The organism is Mucilaginibacter lappiensis (assembly GCF_900155965.1).
Taxonomy (GTDB): domain Bacteria; phylum Bacteroidota; class Bacteroidia; order Sphingobacteriales; family Sphingobacteriaceae; genus Mucilaginibacter; species Mucilaginibacter lappiensis.
In genome coordinates, this window is the sequence record NZ_FTMG01000016.1 from 26,546 (window position 1) to 48,888 (window position 22,343).

At 41.2% G+C, this 22,343-nt stretch carries 22 protein-coding genes; 7 read left to right on the top strand and 15 right to left on the bottom strand.

Annotation, left to right across the window (positions count from 1 at the left end; translation table 11 throughout):
* Positions 1–21: 21 nt before the first annotated feature.
* From BW976_RS23295 to BW976_RS23310, 4 genes are read right to left on the bottom strand one after another with little or no spacing between them, the layout of a single operon-like run.
* Complete coding sequence (locus tag BW976_RS23295; RefSeq protein WP_175614165.1) at positions 22–1,017, bottom strand: DUF5007 domain-containing protein; 996 nt, start codon at positions 1,015–1,017, stop codon at positions 22–24.
* Positions 1,018–1,024: 7 nt separating this feature from the next.
* Entirely contained in the window at positions 1,025–1,714 is a 690-nt protein-coding gene (locus BW976_RS23300) for a fasciclin domain-containing protein (RefSeq protein ID WP_076377060.1), read from the bottom strand.
* A gap of 21 nt (positions 1,715–1,735) precedes the next feature.
* Positions 1,736–3,256, bottom strand: coding sequence for a RagB/SusD family nutrient uptake outer membrane protein (locus tag BW976_RS23305; protein ID WP_175614166.1), 1,521 nt, complete (start codon positions 3,254–3,256; stop codon positions 1,736–1,738).
* A 20-nt stretch (positions 3,257–3,276) separates the two neighbouring features.
* Positions 3,277–6,444, bottom strand: coding sequence for a SusC/RagA family TonB-linked outer membrane protein (locus BW976_RS23310; protein ID WP_084192326.1), 3,168 nt, complete (start codon positions 6,442–6,444; stop codon positions 3,277–3,279).
* A gap of 464 nt (positions 6,445–6,908) precedes the next feature.
* Here BW976_RS23310 and BW976_RS29540 point away from each other — a divergent pair, with 464 nt between their 5' ends.
* The 4 genes from BW976_RS29540 to BW976_RS23325 all read left to right on the top strand — a co-directional run bounded on the left by BW976_RS29540 (position 6,909) and on the right by BW976_RS23325 (position 10,322).
* Positions 6,909–7,070 carry a hypothetical protein gene (locus tag BW976_RS29540; protein ID WP_175614167.1) on the top strand — a complete coding sequence of 54 codons (162 nt, stop codon included), beginning with the start codon at positions 6,909–6,911 and terminating at the stop codon, positions 7,068–7,070.
* A 223-nt stretch (positions 7,071–7,293) separates the two neighbouring features.
* Positions 7,294–8,571 carry an epoxide hydrolase family protein gene (locus BW976_RS23315; RefSeq protein WP_076377066.1) on the top strand — a complete coding sequence of 426 codons (1,278 nt, stop codon included), beginning with the start codon at positions 7,294–7,296 and terminating at the stop codon, positions 8,569–8,571.
* Between the two features lie 85 nt (positions 8,572–8,656).
* Entirely contained in the window at positions 8,657–9,715 is a 1,059-nt protein-coding gene (locus tag BW976_RS23320) for an alpha/beta fold hydrolase (RefSeq protein WP_076377068.1), read from the top strand.
* 130 nt (positions 9,716–9,845) lie between these two features.
* Positions 9,846–10,322, top strand: coding sequence for an organic hydroperoxide resistance protein (locus BW976_RS23325; protein ID WP_084192327.1), 477 nt, complete (start codon positions 9,846–9,848; stop codon positions 10,320–10,322).
* 76 nt (positions 10,323–10,398) lie between these two features.
* Here BW976_RS23325 and BW976_RS23330 read toward each other — a convergent pair whose 3' ends face one another.
* From BW976_RS23330 to BW976_RS23365, 8 genes are all read right to left on the bottom strand, one after another.
* Entirely contained in the window at positions 10,399–11,079 is a 681-nt protein-coding gene (locus BW976_RS23330; RefSeq protein ID WP_076377070.1) for a metal-dependent hydrolase, read from the bottom strand.
* A gap of 24 nt (positions 11,080–11,103) precedes the next feature.
* A complete protein-coding gene (locus BW976_RS23335) occupies positions 11,104–11,535 on the bottom strand; it encodes a hypothetical protein (protein WP_139332410.1) in 432 nt (143 codons plus the stop codon).
* 67 nt (positions 11,536–11,602) lie between these two features.
* Complete coding sequence (locus tag BW976_RS23340; RefSeq protein WP_076377074.1) at positions 11,603–11,785, bottom strand: hypothetical protein; 183 nt, start codon at positions 11,783–11,785, stop codon at positions 11,603–11,605.
* Positions 11,782–12,594 carry a DUF1223 domain-containing protein gene (locus tag BW976_RS23345; protein ID WP_076377076.1) on the bottom strand — a complete coding sequence of 271 codons (813 nt, stop codon included), beginning with the start codon at positions 12,592–12,594 and terminating at the stop codon, positions 11,782–11,784. Before BW976_RS23345 ends, BW976_RS23340 begins: the two co-directional genes overlap by 4 nt.
* 136 nt (positions 12,595–12,730) lie before the next feature.
* Positions 12,731–13,492 (bottom strand): LytR/AlgR family response regulator transcription factor, encoded by a 762-nt coding sequence (locus BW976_RS23350; protein WP_076377078.1) that lies wholly within the window; start codon positions 13,490–13,492, stop codon positions 12,731–12,733.
* Complete coding sequence (locus BW976_RS23355; RefSeq protein WP_076377080.1) at positions 13,473–14,495, bottom strand: sensor histidine kinase; 1,023 nt, start codon at positions 14,493–14,495, stop codon at positions 13,473–13,475. The genes BW976_RS23350 and BW976_RS23355 overlap by 20 nt, the downstream gene beginning before the upstream one ends.
* A gap of 250 nt (positions 14,496–14,745) precedes the next feature.
* Positions 14,746–15,639 carry a class I SAM-dependent methyltransferase gene (locus tag BW976_RS23360; RefSeq protein WP_076377082.1) on the bottom strand — a complete coding sequence of 298 codons (894 nt, stop codon included), beginning with the start codon at positions 15,637–15,639 and terminating at the stop codon, positions 14,746–14,748.
* 42 nt (positions 15,640–15,681) lie between these two features.
* Positions 15,682–16,083 carry an OsmC family protein gene (locus BW976_RS23365; protein ID WP_076377084.1) on the bottom strand — a complete coding sequence of 134 codons (402 nt, stop codon included), beginning with the start codon at positions 16,081–16,083 and terminating at the stop codon, positions 15,682–15,684.
* A gap of 243 nt (positions 16,084–16,326) precedes the next feature.
* Here BW976_RS23365 and BW976_RS23370 point away from each other — a divergent pair, with 243 nt between their 5' ends.
* Positions 16,327–16,803 (top strand): hypothetical protein, encoded by a 477-nt coding sequence (locus BW976_RS23370; protein WP_076377086.1) that lies wholly within the window; start codon positions 16,327–16,329, stop codon positions 16,801–16,803.
* 82 nt (positions 16,804–16,885) lie between these two features.
* Here BW976_RS23370 and BW976_RS23375 read toward each other — a convergent pair whose 3' ends face one another.
* The 3 genes from BW976_RS23375 to BW976_RS23385 form a co-directional block, all read right to left on the bottom strand.
* Positions 16,886–17,836, bottom strand: coding sequence for an alpha/beta hydrolase (locus tag BW976_RS23375; RefSeq protein WP_076377088.1), 951 nt, complete (start codon positions 17,834–17,836; stop codon positions 16,886–16,888).
* A 29-nt stretch (positions 17,837–17,865) separates the two neighbouring features.
* Entirely contained in the window at positions 17,866–18,678 is an 813-nt protein-coding gene (locus BW976_RS23380; protein WP_084192328.1) for an alpha/beta hydrolase, read from the bottom strand.
* Positions 18,679–18,829: 151 nt separating this feature from the next.
* Positions 18,830–20,074 (bottom strand): Na+/H+ antiporter, encoded by a 1,245-nt coding sequence (locus tag BW976_RS23385; protein ID WP_076377090.1) that lies wholly within the window; start codon positions 20,072–20,074, stop codon positions 18,830–18,832.
* 188 nt (positions 20,075–20,262) lie between these two features.
* Between BW976_RS23385 and BW976_RS23390 the strand changes: the two genes are divergently transcribed.
* Positions 20,263–20,943, top strand: a complete 681-nt coding sequence (locus BW976_RS23390; RefSeq protein ID WP_076377092.1) for a response regulator transcription factor — start codon at positions 20,263–20,265, stop codon at positions 20,941–20,943.
* Between the two features lie 6 nt (positions 20,944–20,949).
* Entirely contained in the window at positions 20,950–22,314 is a 1,365-nt protein-coding gene (locus BW976_RS23395; RefSeq protein WP_076377094.1) for a HAMP domain-containing sensor histidine kinase, read from the top strand.
* Positions 22,315–22,343 lie beyond the last annotated feature (29 nt).

The window sequence follows — 22,343 nt, forward strand, 5'->3', positions numbered from 1 at the left end:
CTTTAAATAAGCTTAAATTAACTAGTTGTGTGCTGCATCTATCGTTTGTTCTACTACCAGGTAAGAGCCCGGTACGTATATGCGTATAGGGAACCGAAGATTCAAACTATACATTCCATCGGGTAATCCGTCATTATGCACAAACTGGGTAGGTATCCTCTGGTAAATATTAAATTGGTTACCTAAGGTATTTAATGGAAATGGCGTAAATGGGAATCTAAACACCGAGGCATCGTCGGTATAATAATATGATTTAGTGTACTGCTGTAATGATTGTAAGTAAGGCGGATTAGGATTTAACCCAGCGGCCGGCCGGCTGATGATCTCTCCTTTTTTAGGATTAAAAAATACGCCGTTTTTATCCTTATACTTAACAGTGATCACATTCGGGGTATCAGCAACTCTGGTTACCGTTAACAATGGCGGTTTACCCACTACAGATTTACTTTCATTACCAACCATTATCCTGGTTTCGCTGGTTGATCCTATAGTTGGTATCGACTCAAAGGTGGTGGTATCCCGGAGTAAGAAATCGCCTATTTTGGGGTATACTTTTGTCCCAGTTTCGTTTTTTATTTCCAGGTCAAATTGATATTCTCCGGCGGGTAGTTGTAGGGCTCCGTAGTTGCCTAATATCTGGCCACTGGAAGGGTTAATGGAAATAGGCGCTACATTAATGGTTTTAAGTTTAGCATTGATTAGTTGCAGGGTGGTATCTGTTTTAGGGTCATACAATCCTGTCCAAACAGAAACGGGGTATGTTTTGCTAAACAGATCATCTACAATTTTACCGGTTGCTTTATCATAAAAATGGATCACTTTTACCGAAAAAGGTTGCGAGGTCCCGTCGCCATTCAATCCTGCACTAAGAAATGCCCGCCCTTTTGGAATGATGATAGGGCTTTGCTCATAATGAATATATGGGCTCAAAAAGCCAGTGCCTGTTTTTTTACATGCGTAGCTTGTTACTAAACATATAATGAGTAATGGGATATATATAAAGAGGTTACGTTTCATGTTGTGGTTATTGTTTAAAAAATAAAACATGTGAGTTACTAAGCACATTAAGTTGGCCTGTTGAAGTGGTAAGACCTGTTGTTTGGCACAGTACCCGAACCCCTACGGTATCTGGTATGTCTGATGCTACTACAACATTGGGTAGTTTCCCTTTTATAAATGTGTAGTACTCTATACTCGGAGCAGTACTGGTTGCAGAGGTGTAGCCTAAATTAGGGTCATATGTTTTTTCGAACGATACTACCGCCTGGCTCCCGGTTTTGGAAGTATTGAAAACAACCCCATTTTCGGTTAGTGAACCATAAGTTACTGTTTTAGGAATGATGTAAGTGTTCAGTGAATCTTTAAAAACGTTCAGATCGTATTTGATCAACGTATCGATACTATACCTGGCAAAGGGATTCTTTTTTTGAGCCTGTAAAGTTTTTGCTTGTAAATAATTGTTAATGGCAAAATCTGTTGGTGCATAAAATGTGATACCTTTTTGATTGATCACATCTTTTAATCCAGCCTTATCAACCACCAATAATAAAGTATCAAACATATTATATCTGTTACTTTTTAAATAATCATAAGTGCTTAAAGTTGTGGTTGTGTTTTCCAGTTTACCACCAACGATATAATCGTTTTTTTTGCATGAAACCAGTATGATACCGGCCAATGCAGAAATCATAAAGAATTTAATTATATTTTTCATTTTTTTATCTGTTTAAGTGAATTATTGACCTGCTGATGCCCACCATGCATTTTGTGTTAGCAATGGATCCTGCGGTAAAAGTGTCCTCAAATCAAGCGGCCATAAATAGCCCCGGTTAGTTATGCGATTAGGCAAGTAGCCATCGATAGAATTATCATAGTTGGGGTTCGTGATAAGACCCGATCGTACAAGGTCAAAATACCATTGCCCTTCACCGTATAATTCTCTTCCCCGCTCGTCCATTATGGTATACAGCAAATCGTTTTGACTGGTAAAAACATAAGGATCAAGACCTGCTCTTTGACGTACTCGGTTGAGATACATTAAAGCGCTTCCCGTATTTCCCTGATTCAGATCAGCTTCGGCTTTTAGTAAGAAGATATCGGCAAGACGTAAAACAACCATGTTGTTGCTTACAAAAGGAAGCGTTTGCTGTTGTGGGTTTTGGTATATCACGTTGGCATACTTAACCATTAGGGTGCGGGCGCTTTGCAAACCATAAAAGGTTGATTTTATACGTACATCTTTTTTTGAGGCAGTGGTATCATATAAGCTATTAACCAGGTCCTTATTTACCGACCATCCATAGCTTTTACCTTTTACAAATGGATCTCCTAAAAAAACCGAAAAAACGTTATTGTTGTTATCATTGGTAGCATCCCCGCGCTGTGCTTCATTCTGATTGGGAGAATAGATCATGTTGATCTCAAAGATGCTTTCCGGGCTTTGGCCTTTAAAGATATGAGAAAAGTTGGCCCCTGTTTCAAGCGAATACCCACCGTGTTGTATAACGCTATCGGCTGCTGCTGATGCCAATTGATATTGCTTTTGCCACATATACACCTTTGATAAAAGCGCAAATACTGATCCTTTACCCGCCTGAACAGCAACTTGTGAGGCATTGGAATAATTATAACTTAAAAGGCTGGCACTTTTTTTCAGATCACTCACTACCTGGTTAAAACCATCCGCATCTTTGCTTCGGGCAATCGGCTTGGCGTTGATAGGATCTGTATAGGCTTGAGTAACAATCACAGGTTCTCCCCAAACTTGTGTGATATAATAATAGCAATAAGCCCTTATGAAATAAGCTTCGCCCATAATTTGATTTTTAGTAGCAACAGGATCATCCTGGAAATTGGCTGCGGCTATATTGGGTACCTTACTCAATATCAAATTACACTGGCTTATAACCTGGTAAAAACTGGTCCAGTTATGTAATATTGGTTCGCGATAAGGTACGTAGTTAAAGTTCCATTGATTGATAGAGCTTAAACTGCCCAATTCAAAATTTTCATAAGCCGAAAATTCATTGGCCGTTGCATCACCAAAAATGAAATAAGCCTGGCCATTTGTTAAGGCTGTACGCAACAGGCCGTATGCACCTGCCAGTCCGCTTTCGGCAGCTCTTTCACTTGTCCAGAAATTATTGTCGGTTGGTGTATCAATTGGGCCTTCGTTAATGTACTTTTTGCAGGATGTAATTAATCCAACGCCGCAAATAATTATAGCTATAATGTATTTATTTATATACTTTTTCATCTGTAATTTCATTGAATTAATTAAAACTGAACACTTACACCCAAGGTTACTTTCTTAGGGATGGGATAAGTTGCCCCATCGTAAATACCAAACGGATTTACCTGCTCGGCATCGGGAACTTTAGCCTTTTGGAAAGTATAAACATTCTGTAAAACTGCATAGAAACGGCAGCCTGAAAGACCCAATGCATCTAAATACCTTTTAGAAAGTTTGTATCCTAAAGAGATATTGGTGATTTTTAAATAAGCCCCATTTTCGTTAAACATGGTTGAGAAAGGAAAAAACTGATAAAAGTAGGCCCCTCCAGGATTTAAGGCAGGGTACTTGGCTTTATAACCTGCCGGATCCTTAGCGGCTAATACCGGGTCCCAGAATCCTATTTTGGAAAGGTCAGGAATGCTAGAACTGGTAAAGTTGGTGATACCACTTGCCCAGTTATTGTACTGATTAGACAGTAAACTGTTAATGATGTCCCTTTTTAAAGTAAAGGTCATCCCGATACCTAATGAGAAGTTTTTATAACTGAAGTTATTGTTAAAACCACCGGTTATAGCAGGGTTAGGATTAGCTGTTGGCAGCAAATCGCCTTGTGCATTACCTTTGTCCTCGTCAGACCAAACATCATAATCGCCATTGGAATCCTTCCAGATAGGATAACCAGGTTTAACCGGGTAGTTTCCTTTAAAATAGGTAAGTGCCTGACCGGTAAATGGATTAACAGGTATTTGTGATTGCGAATTATAAACTCCCTGATAAATCATCTGGTTAAGCATATACAATGGCTTGCCAACCTGGAAAATGTAATTGATACCTAAACCACTATTGTTATCATTATAGGTTGCATAAATAGTGCGATTGCCATTTGGGAGGCTGAGGATTTGATTTTTATTGTATGAAAAGTTGAAGTTGGTGGTCCACTGAAATTTGCTGGAAGGAGGAAGATTATGCGTATCAATGTTAACCTCGATACCAGAGTTACCTACAGATAAACCTGAGTTAGAGGTTTGTTGTGTATACCCGGTATAAAAGGCCAGCGGAAAGGTGTAGTATTTATTACTTTGAATCTTGTTGTAATAATCTATAGTGAGGTTGATACGGCTGTTAAAAAAGGCGCCGTCAAAACCAATGTCAAATTGTTTAGTTGGTTCCCAGGTAAGGTTTTTATCCGTAACCCCGTTGCCTGTATTAAAGTTAGGCGTACCCATGGCTACGCCGTTGTAATAACCCTGCGTTAAATTGTAACCATTATATGGTGCGTAAAAATCGGATGGTTGATCACCATTAACACCATAGCTTGCCCTTACTTTTAAGAGCGATATCCATCTTACTGGTTTTAGATAGTTTTCATCAGAAAGGATGTAACCGGCGCTCACAGAAGGGAAATATCCCCATTTGTGGTTGGAGCCAAACCTTGACGACGCATCCGCCCGCATGGTAGCATCAAACAGATATTTTTCTTTAAAATCATAATGTACCTGTGTAGCGTAGGATAGCAGCGACGAAGCCTGGTAATCAGTTGAAGCTTTTAAACTGGATTGCGGCACCCCCTGAACCACCTTTATATTATCATCAGGCACATTATCACCGTAGATATTTTTACTGTTCACCACATCTCTTTGAAAGTTTTGTAGTACCAGAATATTGATATTGTGATTAGTGCCAATTTTTCGCCCGTAAGATAAAACGTTATTGACGTTGGCTGATACATAATTACTGCTGTAATCATAAGAAGTAGCAATCCCTTGCGCAGATAGTGTTGTAGGTGAACTGAACTGGTTTTCGCTCATATTGGTACTTCCAGATCCTTCAATTTTATAGAGTAAACCCGGTAGTATCTTGTAGTGCAACCCTATAAAGCCGGTTAAGAGATCGTTTCTGTCCAGGTTTCTTAACTGATCATATTGTCCCCGGTACCTGGCAATATCTGTATCATTAGTATAATACAATGAACTTGGCTGTTGAAAGCCGGATAAAGGGTTTACCTCATGCGGATCATTACCTAGGCCTGGCTGCCTGTCAACTCTAGAAAAGCTGATATTTACCTCGGTGCTCAGTTTGTCATTGATCTGGTAATCGATGTTCGACCGGAATGAATATCTCTTGAAGCCTGTTCCGTATAAAACGCCGTTCTCATCGTAGTTATTCAAACTGAAACGGTAGTTGATGGCATCTGTGGCTCCGGCTATGGATAAGTCGACGTTGTGGATATATCCTTTACGATAAAACAATCCCTGCCAGTTAGTGGCATTGTTAAATGCCGGGTTTAAACTATCAGTAAGCATTTGGGGTAATGAACCAATTGCTCTTACACCACCCTGTTGGGTTAAGAAGTTAAGTTTTTGATTTCGCTCATAAGAGCCGGTAGCTGTTTCAGTTAATTTGGGCTGATCAGAAAAACCACCGTAAACGTTTAAGTTTATTTGGGGTTTTCCTTTAACCGCTCTTTTTGTTTTTATAGTTATAACGCCATTTGCGCCTCTTGAACCCCATATGGCGGTAGCGGCGGCATCTTTGGCTATCTGTATGCTTTCGATGTCATTAATGTTGATGCCGGCCAATACATCGGTTTGGGTATTATCATAATTGCCCAGATCTGTAAGGCTGGTAGGTACACCGTCGATGATAAACAAAGGGGTACTTAAGGCATTGGCTTCGGAAAGGTTAGATGATAAAGCCGAATTGCCTCTCACTGTAAAAGTATTACGTACTCCGGGTTGCCCGCTAAAGTTTTGGATGTTTACCCCTGTTACCTTGCCTTGTAAGGCAATATCAAAACTGGGCGCTGGTAAATTTTCTATGTCCTTACCAGAAATTACCGTTATAGCCGCTGTGGTTGTCCGTTGTTTAATTTCATGGTAGCCTACAACAACCACATTGTTAAGCTCATTTTTTGAAGGCTGAAGGCTTACGTTAATAACCGTTTTTTCTTTAACATCAACTTCTTTAGCATCAAAACCGATAAATGAAAACCGGAGGATGGTATTGGGGGTAACAGAAATTTTAAACTTACCTTCCGAATCGGTAACTAGTCCCCGTTTCTCTCCTTTAACGGTTACCGAAACTCCGGGGATGGGTCTGCCATCATCAGCGCCTTTAACTGTGCCGGTTATATTTACCTGGGCATAGGCAAGCCCGTAATAAAATAACAGCATACAACAAATCAGAATCTTTTTGTAAATGTTCATCATGCTTTACTGGGTTAAATAAATAAATTGGAATGTTTTATAATTAATTATTGGATAATCGCCGGTTAACAATACACACCTTAATTTGCATTGATAAATAGCCTTACGGGAAGCGTCGGACTTAGCTCGTAAGTGATTGCTTTTCAATCAGAAAACCAATAATCTCTTAAACCAAACCTATCGAATAATTTTATTGAGCACCTAATTGGAGGGCACGCAAACGTTTGCTGCTAGGGTTTTATTATACAGCGGTTAAAAAAGTATATTATTTAATAGTTAAGGCAAAAAAGTGAGGTTTAAATCGTCTCAAGAGGTATTATTTAAAAAAAAATAAGAGAAAAATTGATTGGTGTGATTAAAAAAGGAAGATAGTTTTGTTATAGGAGGGTAAATTTTTAATTTTTTATGTCAATTTTAAAATAAAAGATAATAAAAATCGTTCGAGAGGCCTTTTATTGAAAATAAACGTGTTAAAAATCAAAAATATAGCTGCATCTGAAGATATTCCTGTTTTTTGTAAAAAGCTGAATCGGATGCTTTATTGGGAAAATGGAACTATGCTTTTTTTAAAATTGACGCAAACGTTTGATGTGATTGGATTTAATCAGATGCCGATTATTCTCATTTAGTCAGGCTATTTTTCATCTGTTGATTCAACTCAATGTTCTATATCAGCCCAACGCGACGGTTGTGCGCCTCAAATGGATAGCATCTCTTTTAAAATAAAAATTCGGGTTTAAAAATGACTGGTTCGGGATAGGCTTTGTCTAGTTGCCATATATAGTAATTGAGTTGAGTTCATGGTGATGATACTTTTGAGGAAACAATAAAGAAAACTCAAAAATTTAAATCATGAAAACGAATAAACACATCCTTATCAGTAAAATTATTACCGGTGTATTTGTCCTGCTAACAGCAACCGGTTTTGCTCAAACCAACACAATCGCCAACGCCCAGGCATCAAATGCCATCCGCCCTTTTCACGCTCACATTTCGGATGAGGCCGTTGCCGATCTGCGCCAACGTGTACAGGCTACCCGCTGGGCCGAAAAAGAAACAGTTACCGATCGTTCCCAGGGCGCTCAACTGGAAAAAATACAGGCCCTGGTAAAATATTGGGGAACAGGTTACAACTGGCGCAAAGCCGAAGACAAACTGAATGCCCTGCCACAGTTTATCACTTCTATTGATGGGCTCGACATCCACTTTATTCATGTACGCTCAAAAAATCCAAATGCGCTGCCGGTGATCATCACGCACGGCTGGCCGGGGTCTGTTTTTGAACTCCTGAAAATTGTTGGCCCACTGACCGATCCCGAAGCTTATGGTGGCCGCAAAGAAGATTCATTTGATGTGATTATACCTTCTATGCCGGGTTATGGATTTTCTGGTAAACCTACGGTTACGGGCTGGAATGCCGATCATATAGCCCGTGCCTGGGATGTATTGATGAAACGTTTAGGATATAAAAATTATGTATCTCAAGGTGGTGACTGGGGTTCGGTGGTAGCAGATAAGATGGCGGCTCAAAAACCGGTTGGCTTATTAGGTATCCATGTTAATATGCCGGCTACCGTACCTGCTGATGTAGCCAAATTACTGGCCAGTGGCAGTCCGGTACCGGCCAATCTTTCTGCTAAAGAAAAAGCTGCTTACCAATCATTGAATAACTTGTATACCAGGGGCGGTGGGTATGCCGGCATCATGGTTACCCGTCCGCAAACCATTGGCTACAGTTTGTCTGACTCACCGGTAGGTTTGGCCTCGTGGTTCTATGACAAATTCGCCGATTGGACTTATAGTGGTGGCGATCCCGAAAAGTCACTAACCAAAGATGAAATGCTGGATGATATTTCACTTTACTGGTTAACCAACACCGCTACATCAGGAGCACAACTTTATTGGGAAAATAATGCCAACAACTTTAATGCCGTTGATATTTCGATCCCTGCTGCCATAACTGTTTTCCCAGGCGAAATATACCAGGCACCAAAGAGCTGGGCCGAAAAAAGCTACCACAAGTTGATCTATTTTCATGAGGTAAATAAAGGCGGCCATTTTGCGGCCTGGGAGGAACCTCAATTATTTGCCGAAGAGCTTCGTGCTGCATTCAAATCATTACGTAAATAAAACTGATCTTATATAAGAAGTAATACATCGGCCACAGGCAGGTGTATTAAAACAAACAGCGCATTAAATAAAAGGAGAAATTAAGATGTCAAATGCAATTAAATATGATCGCCGCCGCTTTTTAAGTACTACAGCAATCACTATTGCAGCTACTCAATTAGGAATATTTGGTTCGGCGAAAGCACAGCCTCAACAGGCAAATTCAACAGGTAAAATGCCCTTTAAAACCAGCGCAAATACATCATTTGATCATATAAAACAAATTAACGCGGGTGTATTAAATATCGGCTATGCCGAAGTAGGCCCGGCCAACGGTAAAGTGGTTATCTTGCTACATGGCTGGCCTTATGATATTCATAGTTTTGTTGATGTAGCCCCCTTGCTGGCATCAGCAGGTTACCGGGTGATTATTCCGCATTTGCGTGGCCATGGTAATACCCGTTTCCTTTCAGACAATACACCCAGGAACGGCCAGCAAGCTGCTGTTGCCGTGGATATCATCGCGTTGATGGATGCGCTTCAGATCAAAAAAGCTATCCTGGCCGGCTATGATTGGGGAGGACGAACAGCTTGTATTATCGCGGCGCTGTGGCCAGAAAGATGTGAGGCTTTGGTTTCGGTGAGTGGTTACCTCATGACCAATCTGGAAGCCAGCAAACACCCGCTGCCACCAAAAGTCGAATACACTTGGTGGTATCAATACTATTTTACAACGGAGCGTGGTCGGGAAGGTTATGACAAGTACCGTCGTGATTTTGCGAAACTTATTTGGGAAACTGCTTCACCAAAATGGAACTTTGATGAAGCTACCTTAAACCGGAGTGCGGCTTCATTTGAAAACCCGGACTATGTGAGCATCGTGATCCATAATTACCGCTGGAGACTAGGATTGGCTGATGGCGAAGCGAAATATGACGATCTGGAAAAGCGACTGGCAGAAAGCCCGGTAATTACAGTGCCAACCATAACACTCGAAGGAGATGCCAATGGTGCACCGCACGCCGATCCGGCATCTTATCGTAACAAATTCTCGGGTAAATATGCACACCGTACTGTCACCGGTGGTATTGGGCATAATCTGCCACAGGAGGCTCCAAAGGCTTTTGCCGACGCAGTTATCGAGGCAGATAGATTTACTAAATAAGTCGTAAAATATTCAGGTTTAAAAATGTCTAACTCAGCAGTCCCCTTGTCCGCTTGCTGTATTTACGGATAGGACACAGCCCCATATAAGGGTATATTTGAGTAATAATAACAATTTAAAAAACACAACAATGGAAAGCAATAAAATAGATTCACCAGTGAATTCAATCAAAATCATCGAAGATATTACCGATAACAAAATCGACAAAGTATTATATACCGCTAAAGTGCGTACCACAGGCGCCCGCGAAGGTTTTTCCCGCAGCAACGATGGTCGTTTAGATATCAGGCATGCTACTCCGGGTACATCAGCTCCGGGTACTAATCCAGAGCAATTATTCGCTGCTGGCTGGTCGGCATGTTTTGAAGGAGCTATGGGTATTGCAGCTGCCAAAATGAGGGTGACCCTTCCTGAGGAACTGGCTATCGATGCAGAAGTGGATCTGGGTATTACTTCCGGTGCTTACTTCTTACAAGCCCGTCTTAATGTAAGCTTGCCAGGTTTAGATCGTGAAGCAGCACAAGCTTTGATCGAAGCCGCCCACCAAACCTGTCCTTATTCCAAACTAACCAAAGGCAATATCAACGTAGTGATCAATCTGGTTTAATACCCCTTTTATCAAAAATAAAAAAGCCTGCCCGATTATTTCGGGCAGGCTTTTTTATGGGTAAATTTTATTCTGTTTAAATATCAAAAGTTTCACCTATTGCTGGTAGATGTAGCTCTATTCCTGCTGTTTTGAATTGTTTAATCGCATCAGCTTTATCGATCTTAATAAAACCGAACGTATCATAATGAACACCCAATACTTTATTGGTTTTAACAAATTGCGCGGCTTCAATAGCTTCTTCTACACCCATGGTTAAGGCATCGCCTATCGGGAAAACGGCAAAGTCGAGATCTGCCCATTTAGGGATCAGCGTCATATCTAAAGTAAGACCGGTATCACCGCTGTAATAAAAATTACCTTCAGCAGCTTTTATTACAAACCCGCAAGCTACACCGGCATACGTTCCATCGGGCAAACTGCTGGAGTGCTGTGCGATAACTGATTTTGCTGTACCAAAATCAAATACAACCTTACCGCCAGGGTTTATCGGGTGAAGATTCTTTACACCCTGTTTGCCGAAATACGAGTACAACTCCCAGATACCAACCACAGTGGCACCCGTACGGTTGGCGATAGCCACCACATCCTGCATATGATCAAAATGGCCATGGGATACAAAAATGTAATCGGCCGGTATGGTATCAATATTGATGTCTTTGGCTAGTTCATTTCCGGTAATAAATGGGTCAAATAAAATGTGTTTGCCACCAGCAACTACCGAGAAGCAGGAGTGGCCGTAATACGTAATTTTCATAGGGTGTTTTTTATGTAATATTAATCAATTTAAAGTAATGATCCAGGTATTTGCCAACGGTAAAAACCTGCTGTAATCATAAATAATATAAGTGCGTTTGATGGGTGTTTCGTCTGGCTGTAGCGGCGCTTGCATCATTTTTTGAAGGAGTCGGTTTGGTTTGGATACATTTCCGGCACCTGAGTTAAATGCTTTTTCGAAATTAGCCGGAAGGGATGATTCCGGAATGTCGTTTTTAGTTGTATAGAGATTAGATGGCGTGAAATTAGGTCTGGATTTGAGCATATCTGCATAACCCATATGAGGTGAGTACAGGTGCCAGCCAGACCGTATGTTCGTACTAAAAGTCACCGCCTCTTCTGTGCACTTCAATTCTCTTGCAGAACCATATGGACTTTGGGCATAAGCACCGATACTCAGAAACGATGTCAAGCCCATTAAAAGTAGCTTTTTCATGAGTAATATATTTTACTGTACTGTTTATATCATACCAGCCCTCTTTTGAAAGGCTGGTATGGTTTACTTATAAATGCATATGATCTTCATCGGTAGGCTGTTTGCCCTTATGTTTCTTTCCTGCAACGCTGATCATGCCACAATCCTGTGGATTATTTTCAAACGGAGCTCTTGTGAGTAATGACATAGAAAATAATGATATGATACCAACTAATAATCTACTTTGTCTATATTTTTCGGCGCTACTCATAGGATACTACTTTTAACGTTGATATTGCTGTTCAGGTTGGCTCGGGTTGCAGATAAAACTTCGCCTGTAGAGGTATTTTGTATAAAGCCAACCACTTCCCAGTTTTGTGAATTAAAACCTTGAGGAGTCTTGATATGGCTTGTGCCTTTCTTGTCTGCATTTAAGGTAACTGTTTGCAGCTCGCGCACAATCTGTGCATGGGCCAGGGTACGGCCGCTGTTTTCGCCGGCAGCTACTTTGCTGGTGGCCGATTTTTGTACAAGTGCTATTAATAAGTTGTCTGTTGTCGAGCCTCCGGTTACCTGGTAATTGATGGCCAGTTTATCTTTATCTTGCTGAACCTGTAAGGCAACGTTTGCTGAAGCTGTACCTGCCAATGCCCCGGAAATGGCATCACGAAGAGCCGTTTCGTCCGAGCCTATGTATTCGGCCTTCCCATTGATTACAACCTGGGGGGTATAAATTTGCGGGTTGTTGAGCCATTGGCCGTAGGCAACTTGTCGTTTGGAAAATTCAGCATTGCTGAATACGTCTTTCCAGCCCAGGCGGTTCCAGTAATCAACATGGTAGGCCAGCACGTAAACAGGTTTGTCTTTAAATTCTTTTTGAATTTTGGCCAAGAGATCATCAGCTGCCGGGCAGCTTGAACAGCCTTCTGACGTAAATAATTCCAGTAGAGCAAATCCTTTTCCGGTAACCGGAGGATTGTCTTTTTTAGGAGAAGCTGTTGAAGGATCGATTAAAGCAGCGGTTAACAATACGGAGGCTATCGCGCCCGCACAAAAAGTTAAAATTTTAAGAGTTTTCATATCTTCTGATTTTTTTAATTACCTCAAAAGTATTCTCCTAACAGCTGCTTAATTAGTGCAAAAAGGCCCAATTAGTCATAATCCCGGTTCGATTGGACATTTACAAACGCCAAAATATGGGCGTTACCCATGTGCTTTACCTGTTCTCGAGCCAGTTTAAAAAAACAGGTGCTTTCTCTTTATTAATAAGCAATTTTTCTGGCGTAGGGATAGTGAGCTTTACAAATAGTTTGCGCATAAAGTAATGCTCTACCTCTTTTATCGCGTTGAAATTCACAATATACTGCCGGTTTAGTCTGAAGAATTGTACGGGCGATAATAAGCTGATGACCTGATCAAGTGACTGATTTAAAGAGTACTCCTGCTGGTCAAAACACATGATAGATGTTGCCTCATTCCGGATATAAAAGAAAGCTATACTATCTGTAGATACCGTAGTGTATTTATTATGCTTAAACACCAGGAAACTCTTCTTGCCAGCCGGCTGTGCAATTTGCGATAACAAGTTACCCAGATCGGGCATAATGCTTTGCTGGAAAAAGTTTTTGAGCTCATCCACCTTTTTGAAAGCATCGGCTATATCGGTTTTTGAAAACGGTTTCAGCACATAGTCTACACTGTTGGCTTTAAATGCCTCTAATGAATATTCGTCAAACGCGGTACAAAAGATAATTGGGCAGGTGATCTTAACAGATTTGAAAATTTCGAAGCAAAGGCCATCCGAAAGCTGGATGTCCATGAATATGAGGTCAGGCTGTTTGTTTTCAGTCAGATACCTTACCGAACTGTCAATACTCTGCAATTGTGCTATCACTTTTGCTTGTGGCCTAACTTCGGCTATCATGTTTTCAAGTGATCTGGCCGCTTTTAATTCGTCTTCAATGATGATAATGTTCATGTATTACCGGGAGTTTTATTTTGAATATTTTATTGTCATTAATGATCTCGATCTTTTTGTCTAACAAATGACTGTAGCGCAGGTTAATGTTTTTAAGACCAACACCTAGTGAGGATTCCTCATTTCTTTTGGGTTGCAATTGGTTTTCAATAACCAGGTTATCGCCCTCCGCATAAAGCTGGATATGCAAAGGGTGCTCCAATGATACCACATTATGTTTGATACAATTCTCTATCAACAATTGTAAAGTAAACGGGGGGATAAGACTGCCGAAGTATTTTTCACCAATGGTATTGGTGAAAGTAAAACCATCCTCAAACCGGGCCTTTAACAAAAAATTATAAGCCTCCACTATTTCCAGTTCTTCTGATAAATGAATCAGGTCCAGCTTTCTGCTTTCCAGGGTGAAGCGGTAGAAATTGGATAATTTCAGAATAAAATCTACCGAATTTTTATCATGGGTTTCTACCATGGCTTTCAGCGTATTTAAGCTGTTGAATAAAAAGTGCGGGTTAATTTGCTGTTTCAATAATTCGTATTGCGCCCCCAGGTTATCCGCCTTGGTGCGTTCCAGTTCAATATTAACCTGTTGATTCTTATAATTTTGATACAACAGGTGTATAAACATATAAAAAACAAGGTTAATGAGTATCCCTCTCACTTCCACCATCAGCACTACCGGGCCAAAATTAATGTGCGATAGTATGAGTTGCTGTATCGAGGCTAAAGCCAGCATCACACCGATACCGATCAATAAGCTGGTGAGCAGCCGGTAATAAGAAAAGATCCTGTTTGGACGATTGGTGACCGGGTTGTCGCGAAGTGTATAGATGTTATAATACCATACAAACAGGGCAAATAAACCGGTAATTGCCGAGTTTACAGCAGCCTCTGCCGGGTTAAAATGTCGCTCGGCAATTTGAGGAACGGATGATAATAAACCCAGAAAAATTGAACTGACCCATATGATCCCCGGAGATATTTTAAAGCTTTTGTTTTTCATTTAGAATAAGTTGTTTTACGGGAACACAGGTGGTTATAAAGCAAAGATAAAGTAAATTATGACCGACTTATTAGCCCATCATCCCAGGCCCTTTAGTGAAATTACATGTTTTCATTATCCCAGCTATTCTGCTAAACTACAGCCTAAAGCAGGAATCACTAGCCTGTTTATGGTTCAATTAGACATTTTACGTCTTCAATCGGACTATCGCAACCGTGAATATTCAGGATAATGGGAGAGAGGTAGATTTTTACAAACTTGTAAACGCACATAATTGATATGAATCATTCACTTCACCATATACACAATCAAGCCAATTTTGTAAGGCTACTGTTTCTGAACAAGGGCCGTAGGTGAAAACTTGGATGGTTCTTTTCAGCGATTCTTTTTGCAATATTTCCAACACAGTTTGTAAGATCTCTCCTCCAAAAGGAGTATATAGGAAGAATACGGTACCCCGTGAATAGTCTGCCTGGCGGGCGTCTATATTAATAAATTCAACTTTGGGTAAGTTGAGTTGTGCTACACATGTGTTGGAGTAATTACAATAAGCCGGTTCATATTCAACTCCTTTGGTTGCCGTTCCGTTAATCAGATTCACCAGAATGGGTACCTGACCCAGGCCTGATCCCAGATCAAAAAAGACATCATCCGGCCCTAAGTTGGCAAGCTCTGCTATCTCCAATATTATTCTGGCGGGTGTTTTTTGATAAAATACCATTTCCTGCTCCCGCTCCATGGTGGGTTCGGGAACGGCCTGATCTGATAATAAGCTATTCATAAAAACATCCAGGTTATCGTAACCGATGTTATCTGCCGGATTATCATTGTGCTCAAAATATTCACCGATCATTTTCTTGAATGATGATCCGGTGTACATACCCATTCTGATTTTTTCTCTGAGCTGCTTAAACAGATTACTATCTATTTTTTCCAGCTCATATTTTACCTTTTCTGCCTCAAGTTTGAGTGACTCCAATTCCTTCCTCTGCTCTAGGGTTTGCAGCAAGCCGTCAATCCGATCAATGATATGAAAATCAATAAAGTCTATAGCGTTTGCCCGGCTGTTAAAATTGGTTTCTTTATAAAGTGCTTCGTCCTGTTCTAATGCTTGTATGTCGGCTTGTATTTCTGCTAAAACCATTATTTATCGGCTTCTCTGGAATAATAAATTGAAAATGTAAGCTTACCAGCCAAAATTGATGGTTTTTTTAAGATCCGGGTGCAGACTTATAGAGACCGGGCAGGTTAGCGCGGCCAGTTCAAGGATCTTCTTTTCCTGATCGGTGTACTCCATCGGGAATTTAAAGTTAAGTATAATCTCGGCCACCCTGCGCGGATTGGCCGCCATAACTTTGGAAACATCACATTGGGTATTATCCATATTGATGCCGTGCGAGCGTGCAGCCAAAGCCATTACCGTTAAAACACATCCGGCTAATGATTCGGCAAGCAGGTCGGTAGGGGAAAAGCCTTCACCTTTTCCATGATTATCAGTTGGCGCGTCGGTAATTAGTTTAGAGCCCGATTGCAGGTGAATGGCTTCGGTCTTTAAATCGCCAATATAGGTTGTTGTAATGGTTGCCATATGTTTAATAATTATTGTAAGTGAAGTTAAGACTTTTAGAAATGCGATTTAAACAGGTTTGATCAACTACCTGAAAACTGGTATAAATAATTCCAAAAATACTGGTATTTCCATTGATGTATTTATGAAATAGTTTTGTATAGTAATTATTGATGTGTAAGATATCCCTATAACCTTAACACATCTAAGGTAGCTATGTAAAGCTATCATAATTTATACAGGCATTAACCAAATCAATCCGTCATGAAAAATCTTATCGTTTTAATTTTGCTCTTCGTATTTGCGGGAGCATCAACAGTGAAAGCACAGGGCATTATCGACAAAGCAAATAATTTGCTTAACAAAGCAGATAATGCGTCGAGCACAGCAAACCGGGCTGGTGGCACCAGCGACAAAGTTTTAGGGATCTTTAAAAAGAAAAAGAAAGTTGATGCAGCTGCAACTGCGCCTGCTAATGCTCTTACTGGATATAAAACAGTTATCACCATAAAAGGTATTACCATGGAAAACCTCAGGAAGCTGAATGCCAATGTGAAAGCCTGCGCCGGGGTAGATAGCACCAAAATGAAATTTAGCGGTACAGGTTCTATTATTTTAGTAGCTCATGCCCACGGCAGTACAGAAGATTTGTTAACTGCCCTGGAGAAAACGTCCAAAGCCATATTTACCGATAAGAATATAGAAGGCATGGAAGACGGGAAGATTGATATTGCCCGCTAAACAATAGCGTGTTTCATAGTCGGTTTTTTTTATAGGAAAGCCCCGCGTATTGCGGGGCTTTTTAATTCTATGATCGTTTAAATTAACGGTATATATTCATTTTTTTGAGCCAGGCTTTAAAGTATTTTGGCCATTCCTGCTCAGGAGAACCGGGAGCACCCATGCCCCACCCATGGCCGCCGGTAGGGAAAAGGTGTATTTCGGCGGGTATCTGATGATTTTGAAGTGCCGCGTACATTAAACGGCTATTTTCTACATTGGAGATAGGATCATCCTCTGCCTGGGCCAGGAAAGCAGGTGGCGTATGCTCAAGAACATGCAGCTGTACCGAGTAGCGTTTTTGAGCCTCCTTGTCCGGACGTTTACCTATAATTTCTTTCTCCGAATGGGTATGGTCATATGGTGGCAGCATAGTTATTACCGGGTAAAGCAGCGCGGCAAAATCGGGACGGGCAGATATACGATCGATGTCATCAACAGGGGGATAGAATTGTTCATCAAATGTTGTTGCAGTCATCCCGGCCAGGTGGCCACCTGCCGAAAAGCCCATGATGCCGATGCGGTGGGTATCATATCCGTATTTTTTTGATAAGCTCCTGATGATACGCATGGCCCGTTGCCCGTCTTCAAAGGGGACATTAGCATTAGTCCAGCCCTCGCCGGGTAAACGATAAATGAGTTCAAATGCGGTAATACCTTCAGATTGCAGCCAGTTCGCCGCTGGGGTGCTTTCTTTCCCAGCCTCAATATGCGCATAACCGCCTCCGCTGATCACCAATACAGCTATCCCATTTGGATGATCCGGTCGATGAACAATTAACTTTGGTGCTGAAATGTTAGTATAAGAACCTTTGGCACTTATATTTTCGGCTCCTTGCGGGCCTGGGCCATCCGGAGGTGTACCCCGCCAAAGTGGGATCTCTTCTAATTGAGTAGTGCTTTGTGCAATCGTTATATTGCTGTTAAACAAAAATAGTACAACCGCAAGGGCACTGATCAAAGGGGATATATTGGATTTGATATGGAGGTTCATAATTAAAAATACGGATATAAACCGGGTAATTATTTCTTTTGGGTTGATTGTGTAGCAGCTGCAATAATTAATTGGGCTACATCTTCGGGGTGCGATTCAAATACGGAATGACTGGCGCCGGCTATCTCCACCGTGTGGCTATGCGCGCGTTTGGCATACATACGTTCCAGATCGGGGTTGATGATACGGTCTGATTTGGCTACCATATACCAGCTTGGTTTTACTTTCCAGGCAGGGTTTGCTATAATGGCATGAAACACAATATCGGCCGTAGGCATCTGTGAGTTGGCCATGAATTCCGCTTGTTCTTTTGGAAGATCTGCCGAGAAATCTGCATAAAATTTAGATGGCTCGATATAATCAAATCCATCAGCACCTTTTTGAAGTGATTTATAGGCCGATGGGTAAAGTTTACCGTTACCCGCTTCACTTTCTCCGCTATCAGGTGCATGAGCGGCAATGTATACCAATCCCGCAACCTTAGGATCATTACCGGCTATGGTAATAATGGCTCCGCCATAACTGTGGGCCACTAAAATACACGGGCCGTTTTGTTGAGCAATAATTCTTTTAACGGCAGCAACATCACCTTCAAAGGTAGTTAAGGGTTGCTGCACAACGGTTACATGGTAGCCCTTTTTAACCAGTATATTGTAAACTGGTTTCCACCCGGAGCCGTCTACAAAAGCACCGTGTACCAATACTATATTTTTGATGTTTAGGCTGTTGCTGATGGATGGGGGTAAAATGGTTGATTTATTGATGATGTTGGCATTTACATTTGAACCGAAAAATATGCTAAAGGCTAGGGCTGTTACGCCGAGTTTAAGGGAGGTTTTCATGGGGTAGATTGTTATTAAATTATATAGGACAGACGGGTAGGTTAACGAATTGTTATCTAATTTAAGCTTTATGATGCCAGGATGATAAACCTCATCAATTTTGTGTCTGCACTATCTGCTATCAGATCCTGGATTTTCCGGTGGTGTTTATTTAATCCGTTTTTAATCGCTTCACAATCCAGGGCAGGGTAAGACCCTGACCAATAAGAGTAAACAGAACTACCACTACCGAAATGAAGATGATAGCATGGCGCTCCGGAAAGGGACTGCCATCGGCTAAAGTTACAGGCAAACCAATAGCTATGGCCAATGATACAATACCCCGCATACCCGACCAGCTAATGATCAGGCTGTTCTTCATATCCAACAGGGCATCTTCGGTTATTTTGCCTTTGCCTTTTTGAAAGGCCCGCTGCAAATTTATCCGTTGTAAAAACACACGGGCCATGCGTAGCAGCAAGGCAATAACGGTTATGATAAAGGCATAACCGATATAAGCCAGTATCTGGTTGTTGCTAAGTCCTTTTATTACCTGCGGAAACTGTAGGCCTATCAGAATAAAGATCAAGCCGTTCAATAAAAAAATGATGATATCCCAGATAGATTTGGATTGTTTTTTCAAGGCATCAGGGAATACTTTGTTGCTGAAACGCGCAATACTTAAACCCATAATCACTACCGCTATGACACCCGAAACATGCAGATCTTCGGCAACCAGGTAGGTTACAAAGGGCATCAGCAGCATAAAACTAATGGTTACTAAACTGTTAGTATGTACCTGCTTAAGGATAAAGGCCAGAATTTTACCCATGACCACGCCAATCACAAATCCACCGGCCATCAATATGATAAATTGCAAGGAAGCTTTCCAGAATACAAAGGCAGTGCCTGTTACCGCGGCAACCGCAAAGCGATAGGCAACCAATGCCGAGGCATCATTCACCAGGCTTTCGCCTTCCAATATGGTGTTGGTATTGTGGGTAAGTCCTAAACCTTTAGTAATGCTCATGGCCGCCACCGCGTCTGTAGCCGAAAGTATAGCACCAAGCACAAAGGAAAGCGGCCAGGTCATACCGGGTATCATATAATGGGCAGCTATCGCGATACCGCAGGTGGTAATAAACACCAGCGAAATAGCCAAAGTGCCTATCGTATTGATATTAGTTTTAAAAGTTTGGAACGATATATTGAATGCCGCATCGTACAATAGCGGCGGTAAAAATATCAGGAAAACGATCTCGGGATTGAGCTCTATATCCGGTATCTGGGGTGTAAACCCTACGGCAATACCGGCAACAATCAACAGTACAGGATAAGGAAGCTTGATCTTATCGGCAATAGCCGAAAGACCAATCATCACGGCAAGAATAAATATAACAATGCTGTAATTCTCCATAAAAGGCTTTATACTACCTGCTCTTGGTCATAAATGTAAACAATAAATTTATCAGCCCCCAAAAGCCTAAAATATCTTCATTATAGGGGCTGTAAACCCAAAAATCATGCAAACTTCATTTATAATATGATTCTTTGAATAAAAAAAGGATTATTATCTTATAGCGTGTTAATAGTGAGGTATTTAAAATGGGAAATATTTTTTTAGTAGAGGATGAAAGCAAGGTTGCCGCATTTGTTTCAAAAGGGCTGGAAGAGAATGGTTATAACGCCACAGTAGCCGGCGATGGCGCATCTGCCCAAAAAATTATCGATACACACAGCTTTGATATTATTATCCTGGATGTGATGCTGCCCGATATAAGCGGGATTGAACTATGCCGTCAGTTCAGAAAGGCAGGTGTTAATATCCCAATTCTTATTTTAACAGCGCTGGATAATGTAAATAACAAGGTAAAAGGCTTACAGGCCGGTGCAGACGATTACCTGGTGAAACCTTTCCATTTTAGTGAATTATTGGCCCGTATTGAGGCCCTGTTACGCAGGTTTAAACGATCACAAACCGATGAGCAAATGATCTCTTTCGGCGATCTGAATCTGGATACCTGGAGTAAAACTGCAGAGCGTGAAGGGGTGCAGATCACTTTAACCGCCAAGGAGTATACCTTGCTGGAACTGTTTATGCGCCATCCTAACAAAACATTGTCAAGAGAATATATTGCCGAAAAGGTTTGGAGCATTGAGTTTGATACGGGAACCAATTTTATAGATGTTTACGTAAACTACCTGCGTAAAAAAATAGAAAAAGGCTTTAGCAGCAAATTAATTTATACCATTATAGGAATGGGCTATATCATGAAAGATGCTTAAACTGTTATGAAGATAAAAAACAGACTGGCGCTTCACTTCTCGCTCATTACTGCAGGGTTATTGCTGGTTATATTGGCGGTTATCTATTCTATATTTTACAATCTTTTTAAAAACGATTTTTACGGGCATTTAAAAGATAGGGCCAAAGTGGCCGCCCAGCTTTATTTTGAGGCCGATGAAATATCAACCGATTCATTGAACCATGTACGTGAACGCTACCTGGCCAAATTACCCGGCGAAATACTGGGGATGTATGATGAGCACGATAAATCTTTTATTGGCGGGGCACATCAGTATTGGTCGGCCAGTGTTATCGATAAAATCCGTAATAAAAAGTTCATGCAGTTTACGGAAGGTAAAAGACAAACGGTTGGTATTTATTATAATGACAATCAGGGTAACTTTGTTATCCTGGTTTCGGCTTTTGATGAGCTCAACTACAACCGCCTGATTAAAATGGCGCAAATCATGCTGATTTCTTTTTTAGTTATCAACGGATTGCTGTTTTTCCTGGGCCGATGGTTTGCGCAGCGATCGCTGGCGCCCATTGATGGCTTAATTATGCAAATGAACCGCATAACGGTTAATAATTTGCATTTAAGGGTTGAGGAGGGTAAAGGGAAAGATGAGATAACGGCATTGGCCCGGTATTTTAACCGTTTGCTGGAGCATTTGCAAAACGCCTTTGAACTGCAGCAGGCTTTTGTAACTAACGCCTCGCACGAATTAAGAACACCCGTTACCAGCACCGTTGGCGAAATAGAGGTTGCCTTAGCCCGGCCGAGAACGCCCGAAGAATATCAAAAAACACTGCGCTCTGTTTTAACAGATTCCGAACGACTTAATGAAACCATAACCAGCCTGTTAGAACTGGCCCAAACCGATATGCAGTACACCCAGGCCAAACGCGAGCCGGTAATGATTGATGAGCTCATATGGGACCTGCACGATTATTGGAAAAAGCAAAAAGATGCCGGAAAATTAGTCCTGGAAATTTCGAAACTCCCGGAAGAGGCCGATCTTCTACGCATTTATGCCAACAAGGCCCTGCTTACCATAGCCTTTAATAATTTAATAGGTAATGCTTTTAAATTTTCCAATAATCAGCCGGTGGTATGTAACCTGTATGCCGATCAGGAAATGATCAGTATCAAAATAAGAGATTCCGGGATAGGCATACCCGCCGGCGATCTGCAAGAAATATTCACCTCATTTTACCGCAGCCCCAACGGCCGCTCATTTCAGGGTAGCGGGATAGGTTTGTACGTTACCCAAAAAATCATCCACTTATTTAACGGGATTATTTTAGTAGAATCTGAAAAAGATAAGGGTACCATTTTTACCGTTAAATTCCGACCTTCGGTAATCTAATGCCGTTCTAATGTCGATTTAATCCGGCT